We start from the raw sequence: 22,732 nt of genomic DNA, 5'->3' as shown, positions 1-22,732 counted from the left end.
ATGAACGGCATCGCGCTGCACGGCAACACCCGCATCTACGGCGGCACCTTCCTGGTGTTCTCCGACTACATGCGCAACGCCGTACGCCTCTCGGCGCTGATGCACCTGCCGGTCACCTACGTGTGGACGCACGACTCGATCGGTCTCGGCGAGGACGGCCCGACCCACCAGCCGGTGGAACACCTCGCCTCCCTGCGCGCCATCCCCGGCCTCAACGTCGTCCGCCCCGCGGACGCCAACGAGACCGCCCTGGTCTGGGCCCAGATCCAGAAGCGCTGGACCAAGGAGTTCGGCAAGGGCGCCCCGCACGGCCTGGCGCTGACCCGCCAGGGCGTACCGACCTACGAGCCCAACGCCGAGGGCGTCGCCAAGGGCGGGTACGTCCTGTTCGACGCCGAGGGCGGCGAGCCGCAGGCCGTGCTGATCGCCACCGGCTCCGAGGTGCACCTCGCGGTCGAGGCGCGTGAGCAGCTGCAGGCCGCGGGCGTCCCGACGCGCGTCGTCTCGATGCCGTGCGTGGAGTGGTTCGAGGAGCAGGACCAGGCGTACAAGGACAGCGTCCTGCCGCCGGCCGTCAAGGCCCGCGTGGCCGTCGAGGCGGGCATCGGCCTGACCTGGCACAAGTACGTGGGCGACGCCGGCCGCATCGTGTCGCTGGAGCACTTCGGCGCCTCCGCCGACGGCAAGGTCCTCTTCCGCGAGTTCGGCTTCACGCCGGAGAACGTGGCTGCCGCCGCGCGGGAATCGATCGACGCCGCCGCGCGCTGACGTCCATAGACGACAAGTAGGAGATGCAATTCCCATGACAGACGCACTCAAGCGCCTTTCCGACGAAGGCGTTGCGATCTGGCTGGACGACCTGTCGCGCAAGCGCATCACGTCCGGCAACCTCGCCGAGCTGATCGACCAGAGCCACGTGGTGGGTGTCACCACCAACCCGTCGATCTTCCAGAAGGCGATCTCCTCGGGTGACGGCTACGAGCAGCAGGTCTCCGACCTCGCGGCCCGGAAGGTCACCGTCGAGGAAGCCATCCGCATGATCACCACCGCCGACGTGCGGGACGCGGCCGACATCCTGCGGCCGGTCTTCGACGCCACCGGCGGCCAGGACGGCCGGGTCTCCATCGAGGTCGACCCGCGCCTGGCGCACAACACCAAGGCGACCGTCGCCGAGGCCAAGCAGCTGGCCTGGCTGGTGGACCGCCCGAACACGCTCATCAAGATCCCGGCGACCAAGGCGGGCCTGCCCGCGATCACCGAGGTCATCGGCAAGGGCATCAGCGTCAACGTCACGCTGATCTTCTCGCTGGAGCGCTACCGCGAGGTCATGGACGCGTACATCGCCGGCCTGGAGAAGGCCAAGGCGGCGGGCCTGGAGCTGGGCAAGATCCACTCCGTGGCGTCCTTCTTCGTGTCCCGCGTGGACACCGAGATCGACAAGCGCCTGGACGCGGTCGGCACCGACGAGGCCAAGGCCCTCAAGGGCAAGTCGGCCCTCGCCAACGCCCGCCTGGCCTACCAGGCCTTCGAGGAGGTCTTCGCCGGCGAGCGCTGGGCCGCCCTGGACAAGGCCGGCGCCAACAAGCAGCGTCCGCTGTGGGCCTCGACCGGCGTGAAGGACCCGTCCCTCAAGGACACCCTGTACGTCGACGACCTGGTCGCCCCGGGCACGGTCAACACCATGCCGGAGGCCACCCTGGAGGCCGTCGCCGACCACGGTGACGTCACCGGCAACACCATCGCCGGCAAGTACGAGACGGCCAAGGCCGACCTCGACGCGGTGGCGAAGGCGGGCGTCTCGTACGACGAGGTCGTCCAGCTCCTCGAGGACGAGGGCGTCGACAAGTTCGAGGCGGCCTGGAACGACCTGCTCAAGTCGACCGAGGCCGAGCTGAAGCGCCTCGCTCCTTCGGAGGGCTGAGACTCTTGTCAAGCAGCAACCCGCTGCGTGACGCCGCGGACCGACGGCTCCCGCGTATCGCGGGGCCGTCGGGCCTCGTCATCTTCGGCGTCACGGGCGATTTGTCACGTAAAAAGCTGATGCCCGCCGTTTACGATCTCGCCAACCGCGGCCTCCTCCCGCCGGGCTTCTCGCTCATCGGCTTCGCCCGCCGCGACTGGGAGAACGAGGACTTCGCCCAGGTCGTGCACGACGCGGTCAAGGAACACTCGCGCACCCCCTTCCGCGAGGAGGTCTGGCAGCAGCTCAGCCAGGGCATGCGCTTCGTCCAGGGCAACTTCGACGACGACCAGGCCTTCGAGACGCTCAAGTCCACGATCCACGACCTGGACAAGGCCCAGGGCACCGGCGGCAACTTCGCGTTCTACCTCTCGGTGCCGCCGAAGTTCTTCCCCAAGGTCGTCCAGCAGCTCAAGCACCACGGGCTGGCGGACCAGAAGGAGGACTCCTGGCGCCGCGCGGTCATCGAGAAGCCCTTCGGGCACGACCTGGAGAGCGCCCGCGAGCTCAACCGCATCGTGCACGAGGTCTTCCCGCCGGAAGAGGTCTTCCGGATCGACCACTACCTCGGCAAGGAGACGGTCCAGAACATCCTGGCGCTGCGCTTCGCCAACACGATGTTCGAGCCGCTGTGGAACCGCTCCTACGTGGACCACGTGCAGATCACGATGGCCGAGGACATCGGCATCGGCGGCCGTGCCGGGTACTACGACGGCATCGGCGCCGCGCGTGACGTGATCCAGAACCACCTCCTCCAGCTGCTCGCGCTGACCGCCATGGAGGAGCCCGCCTCCTTCGACGCGGACGCGCTGGTCGCGGAGAAGGCCAAGGTCCTCGGCGCCGTCCGGCTGCCCAAGGACCTGGGCAAGGAGACGGTGCGCGCGCAGTACGCGGAAGGCTGGCAGGGCGGCGAGCAGGCGCTCGGCTACCTCCAGGAAGACGGCATCGACCCCAAGTCGAAGACCGACACCTACGCCGCGATCAAGGTCGGCATCGACAACCGCCGCTGGGCGGGCGTGCCCTTCTACCTGCGCACCGGCAAGCGTCTGGGCCGCCGCGTCACCGAGATCGCGGTCGTCTTCCAGCGCGCCCCGCACTCCCCCTTCGACCACACCGCCACCGAGGAGCTGGGGCAGAACGCCCTGGTCATCCGGGTGCAGCCGGACGAGGGCGTGACGGTCAGGTTCGGCTCGAAGGTCCCGGGTACCTCGATGGAGGTGCGGGACGTGTCGATGGACTTCGCGTACGGCGAGTCCTTCACGGAGTCCAGCCCCGAGGCGTACGAGCGCCTGATCCTGGACGTCCTCCTCGGCGACGCCAACCTCTTCCCGCGCACGGAGGAGGTCGAGCTGTCCTGGAAGATCCTCGACCCGATCGAGCAGTACTGGGACACGCACGGCAAGCCCGCGCAGTACCCGGCGGGTACCTGGGGACCCGTCGAGGCGGACGAAATGCTCGCACGAGACGGACGGAGCTGGCGTCGGCCATGAAGATCGATCTCACCGAAACCACGGCCAGCAAGATCAACAAGGCGCTGGTACAGGGCCGCCGTGCCATCGGCACGCCCGCCGTCGGCATGGTGCTCACCCTCGTCATCGTCACCGACGAGGAGAACGCCTACGACGCGCTCAAGGCCGCCAACGACGCCTCGCGCGAGCACCCCTCGCGCACCCTGGTCGTCATCAAGCGCGTCAGCCGCTCGCCGCGGGACCGCGCCAAGCCGCGCCTCGACGCCGAGGTCCGGGTCGGCGCGGACGCCGGTACCGGCGAGACGGTCGTGCTGCGGCTGTACGGCGAGGCCATCAACCACGCCCAGTCGGTCGTGCTGCCGCTGCTGCTGCCGGACGCCCCCGTGGTCGTCTGGTGGCCCGTCGGCGCCCCGACCGACCCGGCCAACGACCCGCTCGGGTCGCTCGCCCAGCGCCGCGTCACCGACACCTACGCCACCGAGCAGCCGGTGCAGGAGCTGGCCGCGCGCGCCGAGAAGTACACCCCCGGCGACACCGACCTGGCCTGGACCCGCATCACGCCCTGGCGTTCGATGCTGGCCGCGGCGCTCGACCAGCAGCCGAGCGAGGTCAGCGCGGTCACGGTCGAGGGCGAGGAGTACAACCCCAGCTGCGAGCTGCTGGCCATGTGGCTCGCCGACCGGCTGCACGTTCCCGTCCAGCGCACGCTCTCCGCGGGCCCCGGCCTCACGGCCGTCCGCATGGAGACCAAGAGCGGCCCGATCGTGCTGGACCGCGCCGACGGCGCGCTGGCCACGCTGTCCATGACCGGGCAGCCGGACCGCGCGGTGGCGCTGCAGCGGCGGGAGACCGCCGAGCTGCTCGCCGAGGAGCTGCGCCGGCTCGACCCGGACGACACCTACGCGTCCGCGCTGAAGTACGGCGTGCAGCGACTGGGTTCGTACAAGGACGGCCAGCCCGGCGTCTCGGCGAAGACCGCCGAGGCCGCCGAGCAGGAGGCCGAGGCCGAGCCGCAGTCCGCCGAGGACGCCCCCAAGGGGAAGGCCGCGGCGAAGAAGGCGCCCGCGAAGAGGGCGGCCGCCAAGTGAGCGCGCCGCAGGTCGTCGTCCACCGCGACAAGGAGCTGATGGCCAAGGCCGCCGCGGCCCGGCTCATCACGAAGATCGTGGACGCCCAGGCGGCGCGCGGTTACGCGTCGGTCGTGCTGACCGGCGGCCGCAACGGCAACGGTCTGCTCGCCGCCCTCGCCGAGTCCCCCGCGCGGGACGCGGTGGACTGGTCCCGGCTGGACCTGTGGTGGGGCGACGAGCGGTTCCTGCCCGAGGGCGACCCCGAGCGCAACCACACCCAGGCCCGCGAGGCGCTGCTGGACAGCGTCCCGCTGGACCCGGCACGGGTGCACGTGATGGCGCCGTCCGACGGCGGGTACGGCAACGACCCGGACGCCGCGGCCGAGGCGTACGCCGCCGACCTGGCCGCGGCGGCAGGACCCGAGGACCACGGCCCCGTGCCGTCCTTCGACGTCCTCCTGCTGGGCGTCGGCCCGGACACCCACGTCGCCTCGCTCTTCCCCGAGCTGCCGGCCGTGCGGGAGACCGAGCGGACGGTGGTCGGCGTGCACGGCGCGCCCAAGCCGCCGCCCACCCGGATCTCGCTGACCCTGCCCGCCATCCGCGCGGCGCGGGAGGTCTGGCTGCTCGCGGCGGGCGAGGACAAGGCGAACGCGGCCGCGATGGCCCTCTCCGGCGCGGGCGAGATACAGGCGCCCGCGGCGGGCGCGTACGGCCGCAGCCGTACGCTCTGGCTGCTGGACGAGGCGGCCGCCTCCCAGCTGCCGCGCGGGCTGTACCCGCCGGCCTCGGCCTGAGCGTCCGTCGCACGACGAACGGCCCGGCTCCCACGGTGTGATCACCGTAGGAGCCGGGCCGTCGTCGTGTCCGGGCCGGACGCGGGCGCTCAGCCGCTCACGCCTGCCGCTCCTTCTCCTGACGCACCATGGCGTTGGCCATCCGCGCCGGGTCCTGGAGGTCGCCCACCGCGACGCCGTCGACGTCCTCGTCGAGGGTGTTGTACGGGCCGAGGCCGGCCTCCTTGTCGCCCTGCACCGCTTCCAGGTGCCGGGCGGTCACCTCCTGCTGCTTCGCCGCGGGCTGGGCGACCAGCCACTCGCGGTTCTCCGGGGTCAGCAGGTCCAGAAAGCTCGTGAGCGCGTCGTCGTGCACCGGGATCAGCGCCCCCGCATCTGGCGGTAGGTGGCGACCAGCGACTTCGTCGAGGCGTCCAGGCCCTCGACCTCGGTGCCCTCGGTCAGCGCGGGCTCCACACGCTTGGCGAGGACCTTGCCGAGCTCCACGCCCCACTGGTCGAAGGAGTCGATGTTCCAGATCGCGCCCTGGACGAACACCTTGTGCTCGTAGAGGGCGATCAGCTGGCCCAGCACGGACGGGCTGAGCTCCTTGGCCAGGATGGTCGTGGAGGGGCGGTTGCCCTTGAAGGTCTTGTGCGTCACCAGCTCCTCGGGCACGCCCTCGGCGCGCACCTGCTCCGGCGTCTTGCCGAAGGCCAGCGCCTGGCCCTGCGCGAAGAGGTTGGCCATCAGCAGGTCGTGCTGGGCCACCAGGCCAGGGCGCAGGTCGTCCACCGGCTGCGCGAAGCCGATGAAGTCGGCCGGGATCATCTTCGTGCCCTGGTGCAGCAGCTGGTAGTACGCGTGCTGGCCGTTGGTGCCGGGCGTGCCCCAGACCACCGGACCGGTCTGCCAGGACACCTCCTGGCCGTCCCGGCCCACGTACTTGCCGTTGGACTCCATGTCCAGCTGCTGGAGGTACGCGGTGAACTTGGAGAGGTAGTGACTGTACGGCAGGACCGCGTGCGACTGCGCGTCCCAGAAGTTGCCGTACCAGACGCCCAGCAGACCGAGCAGCAGCGGCGCGTTCTCCTCGGGCGGCGCGCAGCGGAAGTGCTCGTCGACGAGGTGGAAGCCGGCCAGCATCTCGCGGAAGTGCTCCGGGCCGATCGCGATCATCAGCGACAGGCCGATGGCCGAGTCGTACGAATAGCGGCCGCCGACCCAGTCCCAGAACTCGAACATGTTGGTCGTGTCGATGCCGAACTCGGCGACCTTCTCGGCGTTGGTGGACAGCGCCACGAAGTGCTTGGCCACGGCCTCTTCACCGGCGCCCAGGCCGGTCAGCAGCCAGTCGCGGGCCGACTTCGCGTTGGTGATCGTCTCGATGGTGGTGAACGTCTTCGAGGCGATGATGAAGAGCGTCTCGGCCGGGTCCAGGTCGCGCACGGCCTCGTGCAGGTCGGCGCCGTCGACGTTGGAGACGAACCGGAACTGCATGTCGCGGTCGCTGTAGGCGCGCAGCGCCTCGTACGCCATCGCCGGGCCCAGGTCCGAGCCGCCGATGCCGACATTGACGACGGTCTTGATGCGCTTGCCGGTGTGGCCCTTCCAGTCGCCGGAGCGGACCCGGTCGGCGAACGTGGACATCTTCGTGAGGACGTGCTGCACGGCCGGGACGACGTTCTCGCCGTCGACCTCGATGTCGGCCGAGCCGGGCGCGCGCAGCGCGGTGTGCAGCACCGCGCGGTTCTCGGTGATATTGATCTTCTCGCCGCGGAACATCGCGTCCCGCAGCTCGGTGACCTTCGTCGCGGCGGCCAGCTCGCGCAGCAGCCGCAGCGTCTCGTCGGTCACCAGGTGCTTGGAGTAGTCCAGGTGCAGGTCGCCGACCTGGAGCGTGTACCGCTCCGCCCGGTCCGGGTCCTGCTCGAACAGCTCTCGCAGATGCGTGCTCGCGAGCTGTTCGCGGTGCTTCCCCAGAGCCGCCCACTCGGAGGTCTGGTCGAGCCTGCTGCGGCCATCTGCGTTCATCTCGGACATCAGCCTTCTTTGGTCTCGTATCGGCCCCGCCACCCTCCAACCTAATTGATCAGAGGGCGATGGGGGCACCTCCCACTCGAGCGAAGCCGAGAGTGGGGGAGAGATGTCCGCCCGCCGTCGAACGGCTGACGCCCGTGTGTCCGTACCGCATTCACCTGCGAGGCCACTCGAACGGCGGAACGCGGCCGGCCCGGCAGGAAGGCCGAAACCCTCCGGCCGGGCCGGTGCACACTCTTCTCCTCCGCCGGACGCGGGCGTTCGGCGCCGCCGGGGCCGCGTCCTCAGATCTCGCCGCGGAGCTTGGCGAGCGCCTCCGCGAGAATGGCCTCGCCGTCCGCGTCCGTGCGCCGCTCCCGTACGTACGCCAGGTGCGTCTTGTACGGCTCGGTGCGCGGCGGGTCCGGCGGGTTGTCCCGGTCCTTGCCTGCGGGGAAGCCACAGCGCGGGCAGTCCCAGGTGTCAGGAATCTGCGCGTCGCCGGCGAAGCTGGGCTGTGTCTCGTGCCCGTTCGAGCACCAGAAGGAGATGCGGATGCGCGGCGCGGACTCGCCCCGCTCGGCCTCCCCCATCGGCCCCGCCCCGACCCGACTTCCTCGGATCGCGTTGCCACTTGCCACGGTCGTAACTCCCTGCGTCATGGTGCTGCGAAGCCTCGATGGGAGCCTCCGCTGCGGGCGCCCCAGTCTACGTAAGGCCCAACGCGCGTCCAGTGACAGGAGTTACCCGGCCACGGAAGGACGCCGCACTCATGATAAGCCGCGTCCCCGACAGAGTGTCAGTTCTCTAGCTGTCCAGCTTCATCAGGATGCCGAGGACGACGATGCAGGCGAACCAGAGCAGGCCGACGACGATGGTGATGCGGTCGAGGTTCCGCTCGGCGACGGAGGAACCGCCGACCGAGGACTGCATACCGCCACCGAACATGTCGGACAGGCCGCCGCCCTTCCCCTTGTGCATGAGCACCAGCATCATCAGCAGCGCGCTGAAGACGATGAGGGCGATCGAGAATCCCATGACCACTGGTGGACCAACTCTCTAGGACTGGCGGACGGAAGAACAAGCCGATCTGACGCTGTGGGGCCGGGGCGGCGTCGTGTGACACCGGGGCCCGGCCCCGACAGCCTACGACGGGCCGGGCCCGTCGTCATAGCTGCTGCTCACGGCGGTACGGAGCGCAGCGTGTCGGCTACTGGTCGCGGAATCGAACGATCTTGACGAACTCGTCCGCGTCCAGCGCCGCGCCGCCGATCAGCGCGCCGTCGACGTCCGGCTGCGCCATGATCGCCGCGACGTTGCCGGACTTGACCGAGCCGCCGTACTGGATGCGCACCTTGTCGGCGAGGTCCTGGCTGTACAGCTCCGCGAGACGGCCGCGGATCGCACCGCAGACCTCCTGCGCGTCCTCCGGGGTGGCGACCTCGCCGGTGCCGATGGCCCACACCGGCTCGTACGCGATCACGATCGTCTCGGCCTGCTCGGCCGGGACGTCCTGCAGCGCGCCGTCCACCTGGGCGAGGGTGTGCTGGACCTGGTTGCCCGCCTTGCGGACGTCCAGGCCCTCGCCGACACACAGGATCGGGGTGATGCCGTGCTTGAAGGCCGCCTTGACCTTGGCGTTGCAGACCGCCTCGTCCTCGCCGTGGTACTGGCGGCGCTCGCTGTGGCCGATGGCCACGTACGCGCACTTCAGCTTGGCGAGCATCGGGCCGGAGACCTCACCGGTGAAGGCACCGGAGTCGTGCGCCGAGATGTCCTGGGCGCCGTACTTGATCTTCAGCTTGTCGCCGTCGACCAGGGTCTGCACCGAGCGGATGTCGGTGAAGGGCGGCAGGACCGCGACCTCGACGGCCTCGTAGTCCTTGTCGGCGAGCGCGAAGGCGAGCTTCTGGACGTGGGCGATGGCCTCGAGGTGGTTGAGGTTCATCTTCCAGTTGCCCGCCATCAGCGGGGTACGGCTACTCACGTTTGTTCAGTCCTCCAGAGCGGCGAGGCCGGGGAGCGTCTTGCCCTCGAGGTATTCGAGGGAGGCGCCGCCACCGGTCGAGATGTGGCCGAAAGCATTCTCGTCGAAACCGAGCAGACGTACGGCAGCGGCCGAGTCGCCGCCGCCGACGACGGTGAAGGCTTCCGAGTCGAGCAGGCCCTGCGCGACGGCCTTGGTGCCGTTCGCGTAGTCCGGGTGCTCGAAGACACCCATCGGGCCGTTCCAGAAGATGGTGGCCGCGTCCTTGAGCTTGGCGGCGTACAGCTCCCGGGTCTTCGGGCCGATGTCCAGGCCCTCCTGGTCGGCCGGGATGGCGTCCGCCGCGACCGTACCGGGGTTGGCCGGGGCCTTGGTCTTCAGGTCGGGGAAGTCGGCCGAGACCATGACGTCGACGGGCAGGACGAACTCCACGCCCCGCGCCTCGGCGCGCGACAGGTACTCCAGCACGACCGGGACCTGGTCCTCCTGCAGCAGCGACTTGCCGACCTCGTAGCCCTTGGCCTTGAGGAAGGTGTACGCCATGCCGCCGCCGATGAGGATGCGGTCGGCCTTCTCCAGAAGGTGGTCGATGACGCCGAGCTTGTCGGAGACCTTGGCGCCGCCGAGCACGACCGCGTACGGGCGCTTGACGTCCTCGGTGAGCTTCTTCAGGACGGTGACCTCGGCGGCGATCAGGTCGCCGGCGGCGTGCGGCAGGCGGGCCGGCAGGTCGTACACCGAGGCGTGCTTGCGGTGCACGGCGCCGAAGCCGTCGCCGACGTACAGGTCGGCGAGCTGCGCCAGCTGGTCCGCGAACGCGCCGCGCTCGGCGTCGTCCTTGCTGGTCTCGCCCGCGTTGAAGCGGAGGTTCTCCAGGACGGCCACCTGGCCGTCGGCGAGGCCCGCCACGGTCGCCCGCGCGGACTCGCCGACCGTGTCGGTGGCGAACGCGACGTCCTGGCCGAGCAGTTCACCCAGCCGCCGCGCCGCGGGGGCGAGCGAGAAGGCCGGGTCCGGGGCGCCCTTGGGGCGGCCCAGGTGCGAGGCGACGACCACGCGGGCGCCCGCGGCGGCGAGCTTGGCGATGGTCGGCTGCACGGCGCGGATACGGCCGTCGTCGGTGATGGTGGTGCCGTCCAGCGGCACGTTCAGGTCGGCGCGGACGAAGACCCGCTTCCCCGCTACCTGAAGGTCGTCGATCGTCTTCATGGTGACTCCGTTCGAACGTCAGTCATGGGACGGGGCCCGTACGACGCGTCGTCGCGTCCTACGAGCCCCGTCCTACATCTCGGTGCCCAGTACTGCGTCAGGCTCGGTGCCTAGTACAGCGTCAGGCAGAGATTATTCAGAGCTGGCCGCCGACGAAGACGGTCAGGTCGACCAGGCGGTTGGAGTAGCCCCACTCGTTGTCGTACCAGCCGACGACCTTGACCTGCTTGCCCTGGGCCATGGTGAGGCCGGAGTCGAAGGTGCAGGAGGCCGGGAAGTTCACGATGTCCGAGGAGACGATCGGGTCCTCGGTGTACTCCAGGATGCCCTTGAGCTGGCCCTCGGCGGCCTTCTGGAAGGCGGCGTTGATCTCGTCGGCGGTGACCTCGCGGTCGAGCTCCAGGACGAGGTCGGTGACCGAGCCGGTGGGCACGGGCACGCGCATGGCGATGCCGTCCAGCTTGCCCTTGAGCTGCGGGAGGACCAGCGCGGTGGCCTTGGCGGCACCCGTGGAGGTCGGGATGATGTTCTCCGCGGCGGCGCGGGCGCGGCGCAGGTCCTTGTGCGGGAAGTCCAGGATGCGCTGGTCGTTGGTGTACGCGTGGACCGTGGTCATCATGCCCTTGACGATGCCGAAGTTCTCGTCGAGAACCTTGGCCATCGGCGCCACACAGTTGGTGGTGCAGGAGGCGTTCGAGATGACGTCGTGCTTGTCGGCCTCGTACTTGTCCTGGTTGACACCCATCACGATGGTGATGTCCTCGTCCTTGGCCGGAGCCGAGATGAGGACCTTCTTCGCGCCACCGGCGAGGTGCTTGGCGGCGTCCTCGCGCTTGGTGAAGATGCCGGTCGACTCGATCACGATGTCGACGCCCAGCTCGCCCCACGGGATGTCCGCCGGGTTGCGCTCGGAGAGCACCTTGATGGTGTGGCCGTCGACCGTGATGGTGTCGGCGGTGTGCGACACCTCGGCCTTGAGGCGGCCCAGGATGGTGTCGTACTTCAGCAGGTGGGCGGTGGTCGCGGTGTCACCCAGGTCGTTGACAGCCACGATCTCGATGTCCGCACCCTGCTCCAGCAGCGCGCGGAAGTAGTTACGACCGATGCGGCCAAAGCCGTTGATGCCTACGCGGATCGTCACGAAACCGATCTCCTCGTTGGTACGGCGGTTTGTGCACCGCCGAGCTGTATGGGATGTCCCCGACCGCCTCCGACCCTACCCCCTGTACGAGACGTACGTGACATTGACATGGGGCTCTCCTTCTGCTCAGGTGAGCGCCCTTGAGCCCCTCTGACGCCCTTGCGCCACGAGCCCCTCGCCAGTACGCACGCGCCCCCGGCACCCAGTGCGGGTGCCGGGGGCGCGTACTGACAAGTAGCGATCCCGTTCAGCCGACCATGCCCTCCGCGAGGTCGTCGGCGAGGTTGGATTCCGTACCCGGAATGCCGAGGTCCTGTGCGCGCTTGTCGGCCATCGCGAGCAGCCGGCGGATCCGGCCCGCGACCGCGTCCTTGGTGAGCGGCGGGTCGGCGAGCGCGCCCAGCTCCTCCAGGGACGCCTGCTTGTGCTCCATGCGCAGCCGGCCGGCCGCCGCGAGGTGCTCCGGCACCTCCTCGCCGAGGATCTCCAGCGCGCGCTGCACACGGGCGCCCGCGGCGACCGCGGCCCGCGCCGAGCGGCGGAGGTTGGCGTCGTCGAAGTTCGCGAGGCGGTTGGCCGTGGCCCGCACCTCGCGGCGCATTCTGCGCTCCTCCCACGCCAGCACCGACTCGTGCGCGCCGAGGCGCGTCAACAGCGCGCCGATCGCGTCACCGTCACGGACCACCACCCGGTCCACGCCGCGCACCTCGCGGGCCTTGGCCGCGATGCCGAGCCGGCGGGCCGCGCCGACCAGCGCGAGCGCCGCCTCGGGGCCCGGGCAGGTCACCTCCAGGGAGGAGGAGCGGCCGGGCTCGGTGAGCGAGCCGTGCGCCAGGAAAGCGCCGCGCCAGGCGGCCTCCGCGTCGCAGGTGGCCCCCGAGACCACCTGCGGGGGCAGGCCCCGGATGGGGCGGCCGCGGCCGTCGACGAGGCCGGTCTGGCGCGCGAGCTGGTCGCCGCCGGCCACGACCCGGACGACGTAGCGGCTGCCGCGGCGCAGTCCGCCGGGTGCCATCACCACCAGGTCCGAGGAGTGCCCGAAGATCTCCAGGATGTCCTTGCGGAGCCGCCGGGCCGCGATGCCCGTGTCCAGCTCCGCCTCGATCACGATGCGCCCGCTGACCAGGTGCAACCCGCCGGCGAACCGCAGGATCGACGAGACCTCCGACTTCCGGCAGCAGGTCCGGGTGACGGGGAGCCGGGAAATTTCATCCTTCACCGCTGCCGTCATCGCCATGGGCCGATCCTTCCATGCATCCGAAAAATACGGTCGTACGCGGCGGCCAGCAGCTCCGGGTCGTGCCGGGCGGAACCACCACCGGGTTTCCCCTGGTCAGGGCCGCCTTGCGCGGCCACGGCCGCCAGCTCGACCGCGCTGCCGAACAGCTCCTTGGCCGCTCCGGTCAGACACTCCCGGTCGGGCACGGCGTCCTGATCGGCCAGCACCACGTCGAAGGCGAGTTTAGGGGCGTGTCGGGCCAAAACCTCCAAATGACGCTGCGGGGAAAACCCGTCCGTCTCCCCCGGCTGGGGTGCGAGGTTCAACGAGAGGACCTTACGTGCCTTGGTCTCCTCCAGCGCCTCGCGCAGCTGCGGCACCAGGAGATGCGGGATCACGGAGGAGAACCAGGACCCGGGTCCGAGCACCACCCAGTCCGCGTCCCGTACCGCCTCGACGGCCTCCGGGACGGCGGGCGGGTCCTCCGGGACGACGTGCACGGACTGCACCTCACCGCGGGTGAGCGCAACCGTGGCCTGGCCGCGGACGGTGGAGATCTCGTCCGGACGGCCCTCGTGGTGCCCCTTGACCAGGGCCTGGAGCTCCAGCGGCACGGCGGACATCGGGAGCACCCGGCCCTGCGCGCCCAGCAGCTTGCCGACCAGGTCCAGCGCCTGGACGTGGTCGCCCAGCTGCTCCCACAGGGCGACGATCAGGAGATTGCCCACCGCGTGGTCGTGCAGCTCGCCGCCGCTCTGGAAGCGGTGCTGGATCACCCGGGACCAGGTCTGGCCCCAGTCGTCGTCGCCGCACAGCGCCGCGAGGGCCTTGCGCAGGTCGCCGGGCGGCAGGACGCCCAGCTCGTCGCGGAGCCGGCCGCTGGAGCCGCCGTCGTCGGCGACCGTGACCACGGCGGTCAGGTCGCGCGTGATGCGGCGCAGCGCGGCGAGCGAGGCGGACAGGCCCATGCCGCCGCCGAGTGCGACGACCTTCGGGGTGGCGCCCTTCTGCGTGCCGCCCCGTACGAGCCGGCGTACGCGGCGCATCCGGGGCGCACGGGCAGTCATTCGCGCCCCATGTCCCGGTGGACGACGACCGTCTCGACCCCTTCGGAGACCAGCCGGCGGGCCAGCTTCTCCGACATGGCGACGCTGCGGTGCTTGCCGCCCGTACAGCCGACCGCGATGGTGACGTACCGCTTGCCCTCGCGGCGGTACCCCTCGGCGACGATGCGCAGCAGCTCGGCGTAGCCGTCCAGGAACTCCTTGGCGCCGGGCTGGCTGAAGACGTAGTTGGAGACCTCTTCGTTCAGACCCGTGTACGGCCGCAGCTCCGGGACCCAGTGCGGGTTCGGGATGAAGCGGCAGTCCACGACGAGGTCGGCGTCGACCGGCAGGCCGTACTTGAAGCCGAAGGACATCACCGTCGCGCGCAGCTCGGGGACCTCCTCGCCGGCGAACTGGGCGTCCATCTTGGCGCGCAGCTCGTGGACGTTCAGGCTGGAGGTGTCGATCACCAGGTCGGCGTCGCCGCGCAGCTCGCGCAGCAGGTCGCGCTCGGCGGCGATGCCGTCGACGATGCGGCCGTCGCCCTGCAGCGGGTGCGGGCGGCGGACCGACTCGAAGCGGCGGACCAGCGCCTCGTCGGAGGACTCCAGGAAGACGATGCGGCGCTTGACCTGCGCGGCGTCCAGCGCGGCCAGGGACTCCTTGAGGTTGTCGAAGAAGCGGCGGCCGCGGACGTCGACGACCACCGCGATCCGGGCGACGTTGCCCTGGGAACGGGCGCCGAGGTCGACCATCGGCGGGATGAGCTCGGGCGGGATGTTGTCGACCACGAACCAGCCGAGGTCCTCCAGGCACTTGGCGGCCGTGCTCCGTCCCGCGCCCGACATCCCGGAGATGATCACCAGCTCGGGGATCGCGGGACTCCGGTCCTGGTCATCGCGCACCGGCGCCGCACTCACCTGCGCGCCGTCTCTTCCGGTCTGCTGCTCGGGGCTGCTGTCGCTCATCGTTCCTGTCCCTGTTCTGAAGGCAACGCGGCCTGCGGTGCCCCCTCATCTTCAATGATCTCTCCGGTGGCGGTGTTGACCGCCGGGGCGGCCGGAACGGCCTGGGCCAGGGTCGCCGCGACGGTCTCGGCGGTCTTGCGGCCGACGCCCGGCACCTCGCAGATCTCCTCGATGGTGGCCCCTCTGAGTTTCTTCAGGGAACCGAAGTGCTTCAGGAGGGCCTGGCGGCGACTCTCGCCGAGGCCGGGCACGGTGTCCAGGGGGCTTGCCGTGAGCCGCTTGCCGCGCTTGTTGCGCTGGTAGGCGATGGCGAAGCGGTGCGCCTCGTCCCGGACGCGCTGGAGGATGTACAGGCCCTCGCTCGTCCGGGGCAGTACGACCGGGTCCTCCTCGCCGGGCACCCAGACCTCCTCCAGGCGCTTGGCCAGCCCGCAGACCGCGACGTCGTCGATGCCCAGCTCCTCCAGCGCCCGCTGCGCCGCGGCGACCTGCGGCCGGCCGCCGTCGACGACGACCAGCTGCGGCGGGTACGCGAAGCGCTTGGGGCGGCCCTCCTCGTCCTTCGGGCCCGGCGCGGCACCGGAGAGGTCCGCAGGGCCCGGCACGGCCCCGGAGACCAGATCGGCGGCGTCCGCGCCGGTCTCCTCCTCCCACTCGCCGGTCTTCTGCTTCTCCTGCAGATACCGCTTGAAGCGGCGGGAGATCACCTCGTGCATGGACCGGACGTCGTCCTGGCCCTCGAAGGACCTGATCTGGAAGCGTCTGTACTCGCTCTTCCTCGCCAGCCCGTCCTCGAAGACGACCATCGACGCCACCACGTCGTCGCCCTGGAGGTGCGAGATGTCGAAGCACTCGATGCGCAGCGGCACCGAGTCCAGCTCCAGCGCCTCGGCGATCTCCTCCAGCGCCCGGGAGCGGGTGGTCAGGTCCGAGGCGCGCTTGGTCTTGTGCAGGGCCAGCGCCTGCTGGGCGTTGCGCTGGACCGTGGCCATCAGGTCCTTCTTGTCGCCGCGCTGCGGGATGCGCAGCGAGACGTTCGACCCGCGGCGCTCGGTCAGCCACTGCTGGACCGGCTCGACGGGGTCGGGCAGCGCCGGCACCAGGACTTCCTTGGGGACGGCGTCGCCGCGCTCCTCGCCGTACAGCTGCTGCAGGGCGTGCTCCACGAGGTCCGCGGTGTCGACGTTCTCGACCTTGTCGGTGACCCAGCCGCGCTGGCCGCGCACCCGGCCGCCGCGGACGTGGAAGATCTGGACGGCGGCCTCCAGCTCGTCCTCGGCGAGCGCGATGAGGTCGGCGTCGGTGGCGTCGGCGAGCACCACGGCGCTCTTCTCCATGGCCCGCTTCAGCGCCTCTATGTCGTCGCGCAGCCGGGCGGCCCGCTCGTACTCCATCTCCTCGGCGGCCTCCGCCATCAGCCGCTCCAGGCGGCGGATGTACGCGCCCGTGCGGCCTGCCATGAAGTCGCAGAACTCCTCGGCCAGTTCGCGGTGCTCCTCGGCCGAGACCCGCTCGACGCAGGGGGCCGAGCACTTGCCGATGTATCCGAGGAGGCAGGGGCGGCCGATCTGGGCCGAGCGCTTGAAGACGCCCGCCGAGCACGTCCGCACAGGGAAGACCCGCAGCATCAGGTCGACGGTCTCGCGGATCGCCCAGGCATGGCCGTACGGGCCGAAGTACCGCACGCCCTTCTTCTTGGCGCCGCGCATCACCTGGACCCGCGGGAACTCTTCGTTGAGCGTGACGGCGAGGTACGGATAGCTCTTGTCGTCGCGGTACTTGACGTTGAACCGCGGGTCGAACTCCTTGATCCAGGTGTACTCCAGCTGGAGCGCCTCGACCTCGGTGGAGACGACGGTCCACTCCACGGACGCGGCGGTGGTGACCATCGTGCGCGTCCGCGGGTGGAGATTCGCCAGGTCCTGGAAGTAGTTCGACAGGCGTTGGCGCAGGCTCTTGGCCTTGCCTACGTAGATCACCCGTCGGTGCTCGTCCCGGAATTTGTAGACCCCCGGCGAGTCGGGGATCTGTCCCGGCTTGGGTCGATAGCTGCTGGGGTCCGCCATGTCCGCCACCCTACTGGTGACCACTGACAACCCGGGCACAGGTGAGGAAGCCGGCCGGGGCCGGTCCGGGGGAACGTGGCGCCGCTCACGCAGGCCCCACGGACCGGCTACGGAGCGCGGTCAGCGGCGCAGCCTCCGGGAGACGAGCGCCCCGCCGATCGCCAGCACCACCAGTGTGCCCAGGGCGGTCAGCACGGCGACGAGCGGGCCGCTGCTTCCGGTGGTGGCCGCCGCCGCACCGGTGGCGGCCACCGCGGTACCGGAGCCGGCCACCGCGGTACCGGAGCCGGCGGCCTCCCCGTAGCCGCCGGCCTCCCCGCGCCGGTCGTACGCCGAGCCGGGCAGCTTGTCCCCGTACGCCGCGTGCACGCGCTTCTGGTACGCGGCGACCGTGGTCCCGGCCGCCCCGACCGCCCGCTTCGCGTCCGCGTCCAGCGGCTGGACGCGGTCGCCGCGCTGGACGTACCAGGCGTCGATCTGCGGCTCGTGGAAGAGCGTGCCGCCCTTCGCCTTCGCCGCGTACTCCGTCTCGTCGGCCCCGGTGGCGATGTTCACCACCCGCCAGCTGTCCGCGCCCTTCGGCCGCACGGTCCACACCGACGCCTCCTGGCCGTCGGCGGAGACCGCCTTGCTGGCGAGGAAGTCCAGCCGGGCGACCGGGGCGCCGGAGCGGCCGCGGACGAAGTCCGGCGAGAGCACGTAGACGGGCACGGTCGCGCCCTCGATGCGCGGCTCGGCGGCCTTGGCGCTCACCTTGCCGTCGCGGGCGAAGAAGCGGGCGAGCGTGTGCAGCGTCCCAGGGGCGGTCGCCGCGTCGTGGGCGGCGGCCACGCTCGCCGCGGCCGGGGCCTTGGGCGGTGCGGGGGTGTCCGCGGCCAGGGCCGCCTGCGGGGCGAGCCCGGCGAGAGCGGTGGCCAGCGCCGCGGTGACGGCGGCGCGCGTCGGGTTCCGGTGCGTCATCGCCTCAGGCTCCGATCCGGTAGAGGGAGTGCGTCCAGGAGAACTCGCTGCCATCGACGTAGTAGCGGTAATCGCCCCAGTTGTAGCGGTTGTTGTCCGGCCAGGGGTCGCCCCAGTACACCCAGTTGTTCGCGGTGTCGAAGCCGTACAGGACGTGCATGTGGCCGCCCCCTGAGGACCACTGGATGCGGGTCTCCACGGGCCGCTTGGCGTTGATCTCGCTCTGCACGGTGCTGTAGTTGAGGTAGCCGCTGACGTAGTTGCCGGAGCTGATGCCGGCCCATTCCAGGCCGTTCTGCACGTCACCGAGCGTGGCCTGGCTGTTGGGGCAGGTGGTGCCCTGCTGGCGCCCGAAGGCGGCGTTGCAGAACTGGTTCTGGCTGTAGTTGCGGCCGAACCAGGTGGCGATGGTGTTTCCGGAGGCCGCCCAGCACCAGTTGCTGTTCTGCTGGGCCTGCATGGTGATGTTCAGCCTGTTACTGGCGAGCGCGGTGTCGGGGGCGGCCGTCGCCGTCGCGGCGGGGAAGCCGGTGAGGACGGCGGCGACGGCCGCGGTCAGGAGCCATCTGCGGCGCGTGGAGCGGGGACGGGACGAGCGTGTGCGGCGGGACGGGCGGTGCATGGCGGTCCTCCCGAGGGGGGTGGGAAGAGGGAGAGGAACGCATCCGGATGCTGCTGAGGAGCATCAAGTGTTGTCCGGGGCTGGTCAACACGCTTCAATGCGAGGTGACGCGGCGGTGTGGACGGACGAGCCCCGATGTGAACGTCCCCTGCCCGGCGATCTGCGAGGAACGGACAGGGTCGGCGGGATGTGTGAACTCCGGTTGTGAACGTTCACCCCGCGCACCGGAGGGTTGGCAATGGCACAGGACACCGCCGCATCGGCCGAGCTCGCACAGGCGCTGCGCACCGGCCCGTTCCACCTGGCGCTGCGCGCCGCGCTGGCCGAACGCGGCCTCGCCCTGCACCGCGTGCAGTACAAGCTCGCGCAGCGCGGCATCAAGGTCGGCGTCACCAGCCTCAGTTACTGGCAGCAGGGCGCCCGCCGCCCGCAGCGCCCCGAGTCGCTGCGCGCGGTGACGGCGCTGGAAGAGGTACTGGAGCTGCCCGCCGGCGCGCTCATCAGGCTGCTGGAGTCGCAGACCCCGGTGTACCCGGACGTCGAGCGCCCCACGGGCCGGTCGTACCGCACCCTGACCGAGGACTCCGACGTCGTACGGAAGCTCCTCGCCGACCTGGGCGCCCCCACGGACGGCGGGCTGCACACCGTGGGGCAGTCCGAGCGGGTCCTCATAGGGGCCCGCCGCGAGCTGCTGGACCGCGAGTCGCAGCAGGTGGTGCGCGCGCACCGGGACGGCGTGGACCGCTATGTCGCCATCCACTGCGGCGACGAGGGCGCCGACCCGGCACGGATGACCGTGCGGGCGACGGAGAACTGCCGGCTGGGCCGGGTGCGGCACGTCCCCGAAGCGCCGCTCGTGGTCGCCGAACTGCTCTTCGACACCCGGCTGCGGGCCGGCGACACGTACGTCTTCTCCTACGGGTTCCGCGACGGCACCGCGGGCGAGAGCACCGAGTACTTCCGCGGCTTCCCCTTCCCCGGCGGGCAGTACGTCCTTCAGGTGCGCTTCGACGAGGCAGCGCTCCCGGTGCGCTGCGGCCGCTTCGCGCAGGCGACGACGACCGCGCCGCGCACCGCCCGCCAGGAACTGACGCTGAGCGGGCAGCACCGCGCCGTCCACCTGGTGGACCAGTCGGTACGGCCCGGACTGCTCGGGATCGAGTGGGACTGGGGGTGAGCCCTTCGGGGTGCGCGGGCCTCGCCCCTTCAGGGCGCCCAGGGGCGGGTCAGCCCGCGATCAGCTTGCCGCCCTTGACCTTGACCGGGATCTCCTCCAGTGGCGAGGTCGCCGGGCCGTGCACGGGCTTGCCGGTCGCCACGTCGAACTGGCTGCCGTGCAGCGGGCAGGTCGCCACTTCCTTGTCGAGCTTGTTCAGGATCGCGCCCGCGTGCGTGCACACCGAGCTGAAGCACTTGAACTCGCCCTTGGCCGGCTGCGAGACGACCAGCTTCTCCTCGGGGTAGAGCCTGGCGCCGCCGACCGGTATCGCGTCGGCCGCGCCCAGCTCGGTCTCCTGGGTGGGCGCCTTCGGGACCGAGCCCGACTTCGAGCCGCCCGCGGAGCACGCGGCGGCGCCGACGCAGGCGATGCCCGCGAGCGCGGCCCCTCGCAGCACAGTACGGCGGTGGAGGGGCTCGCTCATGGTCATGACTCCTGCTCTCAGGGGGTGGCGCTGCCCGACGATACCGGGGCGGAATCCGCGGCCCCGACCGGGCCCGCGGTACCCCGGAGCAGGTCCTGTTCGATCTCCTCCAGGCTGCGCCCCTTGGTCTCCGGGAGCAGCTTCCGTACGAACACGAAGGCGAGGAAGGTCATCACCGCGAAGAAGAGGAAGTTGGCGCCCGCCCCGAAGGTGTCCAGGAGCGAGGGGAACACCAGCGCGACCGCCATGTTGAACAGCCAGTTGAAGATCACGCACAGGCCGACCGCCGCGGCCCGCAGCCGCATCGGGAACAGCTCCGGCAGCATCACCCACTGCACCGGGCCCCAGGAGACGGCGAACGACGCGATGTACAGCGCGATCCCCAGGAGCGTGAGGGTGGACAGCAGCGCGCCGTATCCCAGCCCCGAGAGGTTGGTGACGGCCAGCACCACCATCGCCACGCACATGCCCAGCGCGCCCCACAGCAGCAGCGGCTTGCGCCCCTTGCGGTCGATCAGCCGCATGGCGGGCAGCGTCATCAGCATGTTCAGCGCGCCGACGCCCATGGTGGCGATGATCGCGCCGCTGTCCCCGAAGCCGACGTTGGTCAGCAGCCGGGGCGCGTAGTAGATGATCGTGTTGATGCCGACGAAGTTCTGGAAGAACACCAGCAGCATCCCGACCACGAAGACCGGCCGCAGCTTCGGCGACAGCAGGTGCCGGAAGGTCAGGCTCTCGGTCTGCGCGCGCTCGGTCCGTACGGTCTCCTCGATCTCCGCCAGCTCGGCGCGGGCCGACTCACCGTCCCCGCGCAGCTGCAGGAGGACCCGCCGCGCCTCGTCGCCGCGCCCCTTGCCGACCAGCCAGCGCGGGCTCTCCGGCTGCGTGACGATGCCGATCGCCAGGACGGCGGCCGGGACCACGCCGAGCCCGATCATCCAGCGCCAGGCGCCGGAGTCGTGGAAGGCGTAGTCGGTGACGTACGCGAGGAAGATGCCGACCGTGACCAGCAGCTGCATCAGCGAGGCCAGCCCGCCGCGCACGTGCTTGGGCGCCAGCTCGGTCAGGTACAGCGGGACGACGACGGACGCGATGCCGACGCCGATGCCGAGGACGAAGCGGAAGACGATCAGCACCCAGACGTGCGTCGCGAACGACGCGCCGAGCGTGCCGAGGATGAAGACCCCGGAGGCGGCGAGGATCAGCCGGCGGCGGCCCCAGGAGTCCGAGAGCCGCCCGGACAGGCCGGCGCCGAGCATCGCGCCGACCAGCAGCCCGGAGACGACCATGCCCTCCAGCAGCGGGCTCATGGGGAGGTCCCGCTTGATGTAGAGCAGCGCGCCGGAGATCACGCCGGTGTCGTAGCCCCACAGGATGCCGCCGAGGGCGCCGAAGACCCAGATCAGCGCGTTCTTGAGGCGAGGTGCCGCGGTACGGGGCGCAGCCGTACGAGGGGCTGCGGTACGAGGTGCCATGCCCGTCACCCCTTGGCCGGCGCGAGATGGATCTTGCGGCCCGTGCCGGCCTTGAAGCGGGCCACGGCTTCGTCGAAGTCCTCCAGGCCGAAGACGTCGCTGACCAGCGGGTCCAGGTCGAGCCCGGAGGCCAGCACGTCGATGGCGGGCTGGAAGCTGTTGTGCACGGCCATCGACCCGATGATGTCGATCTCGCTGTTGTAGACGAGGTACGGCGAGAACGCGGCCTTACGGGACGGGTCCGTCACGCCGAACTGCAGGAACGTGCCGCCCTTGCGGACGCGCCCCAGCCCGTCCTCGATGGCGGGCACGGCGCCGGTCGCGTCCACGACCACCTCGAAGCCCGGCCCCTTGCCCCGCGCGAGCTTGTCCGCGCTGGTCACGGCCGCGTCCAGGCCGAACGACTCGGCGAACGCCAGCCGCTCCTCGTTCAGGTCCACCACCGATACGGAGGCGGCGCCTGCCGTCCGTACGAGCGCGGCCATCATCAGGCCCATCGTGCCCGCGCCGTAGATCAGGTAGTGCTCGCCGGGGCGGCGCGGCAGCCGGTTCAGGCCGTGCACCGCGCAGGACAGCGGCTCGATCAGCCCGGCCGCGGCCTCGGAGAACGAGTCGGGGATCACGTAGGCGCAGCGGGCCGGCACGGCGACCCGCTCGGCGAAGCCGCCGGCCTGCGTGACGCCGATCGCGCGGTAGTCCTCGCAGAGGTTGCCGCGGCCGATCCGGCAGTAATGACAGGCGCCGCAGGGCATGTTGGGGTCCACGGCGACCCGGTCGCCGACGGCCGGGACGGCGACGCCCTCGCCCACCGCGATCACCTCGCCGGTCAGCTCGTGCCCGGGGATCACCGGGTACGTCACGGGCGGCAGCTCGCCGCCGAGGATGTGCATGTCCGTCCCGCACAGGCCGCACGAGGAGACGCGGACGACGACCTCGCCGGGTTCGGGCCTGGGGTCCGGCACGTCGGCCGGGGCGGCTCGGCCCGGCTCGGTGACCACGACAGCGCGCATACTCGCGCCTCCACTTCGTTGTGCTGGTCTGTTGCTGGTCTGTTGGGGGTGCTGCGGCTCGGTGCCGCATCGCCGGTCCTGCGTCCCGCAGC

22 protein-coding genes are annotated in these 22,732 nt (G+C 70.8%); 6 read left to right on the top strand and 16 right to left on the bottom strand.

Annotation, left to right across the window (positions count from 1 at the left end; all coding sequences use genetic code 11):
• From ACZ4MH_RS21540 to pgl, 5 genes are all read left to right on the top strand, one after another.
• Positions 1-768: transketolase-like TK C-terminal-containing protein (locus ACZ4MH_RS21540; protein WP_467754634.1), on the top strand; the 768-nt coding region annotated here is incomplete at its 5' end.
• 34 nt (positions 769-802) lie between these two features.
• Entirely contained in the window at positions 803-1,921 is a 1,119-nt protein-coding gene (tal, locus tag ACZ4MH_RS21535) for a transaldolase (RefSeq protein WP_351587629.1), read from the top strand.
• A gap of 5 nt (positions 1,922-1,926) precedes the next feature.
• Positions 1,927-3,450, top strand: coding sequence for a glucose-6-phosphate dehydrogenase (gene zwf / locus ACZ4MH_RS21530; protein ID WP_351587626.1), 1,524 nt, complete (start codon positions 1,927-1,929; stop codon positions 3,448-3,450).
• Entirely contained in the window at positions 3,447-4,517 is a 1,071-nt protein-coding gene (gene opcA / locus ACZ4MH_RS21525; protein WP_351587623.1) for a glucose-6-phosphate dehydrogenase assembly protein OpcA, read from the top strand. Before zwf ends, opcA begins: the two co-directional genes overlap by 4 nt.
• Complete coding sequence (gene pgl / locus ACZ4MH_RS21520) at positions 4,514-5,296, top strand: 6-phosphogluconolactonase (protein WP_351587620.1); 783 nt, start codon at positions 4,514-4,516, stop codon at positions 5,294-5,296. Before opcA ends, pgl begins: the two co-directional genes overlap by 4 nt.
• Positions 5,297-5,393: 97 nt before the next feature.
• Here pgl and ACZ4MH_RS21515 read toward each other — a convergent pair whose 3' ends face one another.
• From ACZ4MH_RS21515 to ACZ4MH_RS21455, 13 genes are all read right to left on the bottom strand, one after another.
• Entirely contained in the window at positions 5,394-5,651 is a 258-nt protein-coding gene (locus ACZ4MH_RS21515) for a hypothetical protein (RefSeq protein ID WP_351587617.1), read from the bottom strand.
• Between the two features lie 5 nt (positions 5,652-5,656).
• Positions 5,657-7,309, bottom strand: a complete 1,653-nt coding sequence (gene pgi / locus ACZ4MH_RS21510) for a glucose-6-phosphate isomerase (RefSeq protein ID WP_351587776.1) — start codon at positions 7,307-7,309, stop codon at positions 5,657-5,659.
• Between the two features lie 290 nt (positions 7,310-7,599).
• Positions 7,600-7,935: an RNA polymerase-binding protein RbpA gene (locus ACZ4MH_RS21505; RefSeq protein ID WP_078600932.1), complete on the bottom strand. Its 336-nt coding sequence runs from the start codon at positions 7,933-7,935 to the stop codon at positions 7,600-7,602.
• 166 nt (positions 7,936-8,101) lie between these two features.
• Entirely contained in the window at positions 8,102-8,332 is a 231-nt protein-coding gene (secG, locus tag ACZ4MH_RS21500) for a preprotein translocase subunit SecG (protein WP_037801115.1), read from the bottom strand.
• Between the two features lie 172 nt (positions 8,333-8,504).
• Entirely contained in the window at positions 8,505-9,281 is a 777-nt protein-coding gene (gene tpiA, locus ACZ4MH_RS21495) for a triose-phosphate isomerase (protein ID WP_351587612.1), read from the bottom strand.
• A gap of 6 nt (positions 9,282-9,287) precedes the next feature.
• Positions 9,288-10,490 (bottom strand): phosphoglycerate kinase, encoded by a 1,203-nt coding sequence (locus ACZ4MH_RS21490; protein WP_351587610.1) that lies wholly within the window; start codon positions 10,488-10,490, stop codon positions 9,288-9,290.
• 136 nt (positions 10,491-10,626) lie between these two features.
• Complete coding sequence (gene gap / locus ACZ4MH_RS21485; protein WP_351587607.1) at positions 10,627-11,631, bottom strand: type I glyceraldehyde-3-phosphate dehydrogenase; 1,005 nt, start codon at positions 11,629-11,631, stop codon at positions 10,627-10,629.
• A gap of 247 nt (positions 11,632-11,878) precedes the next feature.
• Entirely contained in the window at positions 11,879-12,868 is a 990-nt protein-coding gene (gene whiA, locus ACZ4MH_RS21480) for a DNA-binding protein WhiA (RefSeq protein WP_030264446.1), read from the bottom strand.
• Positions 12,859-13,917, bottom strand: a complete 1,059-nt coding sequence (locus tag ACZ4MH_RS21475) for a gluconeogenesis factor YvcK family protein (RefSeq protein ID WP_351587604.1) — start codon at positions 13,915-13,917, stop codon at positions 12,859-12,861. The genes whiA and ACZ4MH_RS21475 overlap by 10 nt, the downstream gene beginning before the upstream one ends.
• Positions 13,914-14,864, bottom strand: coding sequence for an RNase adapter RapZ (gene rapZ / locus ACZ4MH_RS21470; RefSeq protein ID WP_467754633.1), 951 nt, complete (start codon positions 14,862-14,864; stop codon positions 13,914-13,916). The genes ACZ4MH_RS21475 and rapZ overlap by 4 nt, the downstream gene beginning before the upstream one ends.
• Entirely contained in the window at positions 14,861-16,930 is a 2,070-nt protein-coding gene (gene uvrC, locus ACZ4MH_RS21465; protein WP_351587601.1) for an excinuclease ABC subunit UvrC, read from the bottom strand. Before uvrC ends, rapZ begins: the two co-directional genes overlap by 4 nt.
• Before the next feature lie 120 nt (positions 16,931-17,050).
• Positions 17,051-17,890: a hypothetical protein gene (locus ACZ4MH_RS21460; protein ID WP_351587598.1), complete on the bottom strand. Its 840-nt coding sequence runs from the start codon at positions 17,888-17,890 to the stop codon at positions 17,051-17,053.
• Positions 17,891-17,894: 4 nt separating this feature from the next.
• Entirely contained in the window at positions 17,895-18,512 is a 618-nt protein-coding gene (locus ACZ4MH_RS21455) for a papain-like cysteine protease family protein (RefSeq protein WP_351587595.1), read from the bottom strand.
• A 238-nt stretch (positions 18,513-18,750) separates the two neighbouring features.
• Between ACZ4MH_RS21455 and ACZ4MH_RS21450 the strand changes: the two genes are divergently transcribed.
• Positions 18,751-19,689 carry a hypothetical protein gene (locus ACZ4MH_RS21450; RefSeq protein WP_351587592.1) on the top strand — a complete coding sequence of 313 codons (939 nt, stop codon included), beginning with the start codon at positions 18,751-18,753 and terminating at the stop codon, positions 19,687-19,689.
• 49 nt (positions 19,690-19,738) lie between these two features.
• Here ACZ4MH_RS21450 and ACZ4MH_RS21445 read toward each other — a convergent pair whose 3' ends face one another.
• The 3 genes from ACZ4MH_RS21445 to ACZ4MH_RS21435 are packed head-to-tail and all read right to left on the bottom strand — an operon-like array spanning position 19,739 to position 22,640.
• Positions 19,739-20,155, bottom strand: coding sequence for a Rieske (2Fe-2S) protein (locus tag ACZ4MH_RS21445; RefSeq protein WP_351587589.1), 417 nt, complete (start codon positions 20,153-20,155; stop codon positions 19,739-19,741).
• Positions 20,156-20,172: 17 nt separating this feature from the next.
• Positions 20,173-21,630 (bottom strand): sugar porter family MFS transporter, encoded by a 1,458-nt coding sequence (locus tag ACZ4MH_RS21440; RefSeq protein WP_351587586.1) that lies wholly within the window; start codon positions 21,628-21,630, stop codon positions 20,173-20,175.
• Positions 21,631-21,635: 5 nt separating this feature from the next.
• Positions 21,636-22,640, bottom strand: coding sequence for a zinc-dependent alcohol dehydrogenase family protein (locus tag ACZ4MH_RS21435; protein WP_351587583.1), 1,005 nt, complete (start codon positions 22,638-22,640; stop codon positions 21,636-21,638).
• Between the last annotated feature and the right edge of the window lie 92 nt (positions 22,641-22,732).

This window comes from Streptomyces sp. NPDC026301, from assembly GCF_055567935.1.
Note: the sequence above shows the minus strand (reverse complement) of the source record. Positions and strands in the feature narration are given on the sequence as shown.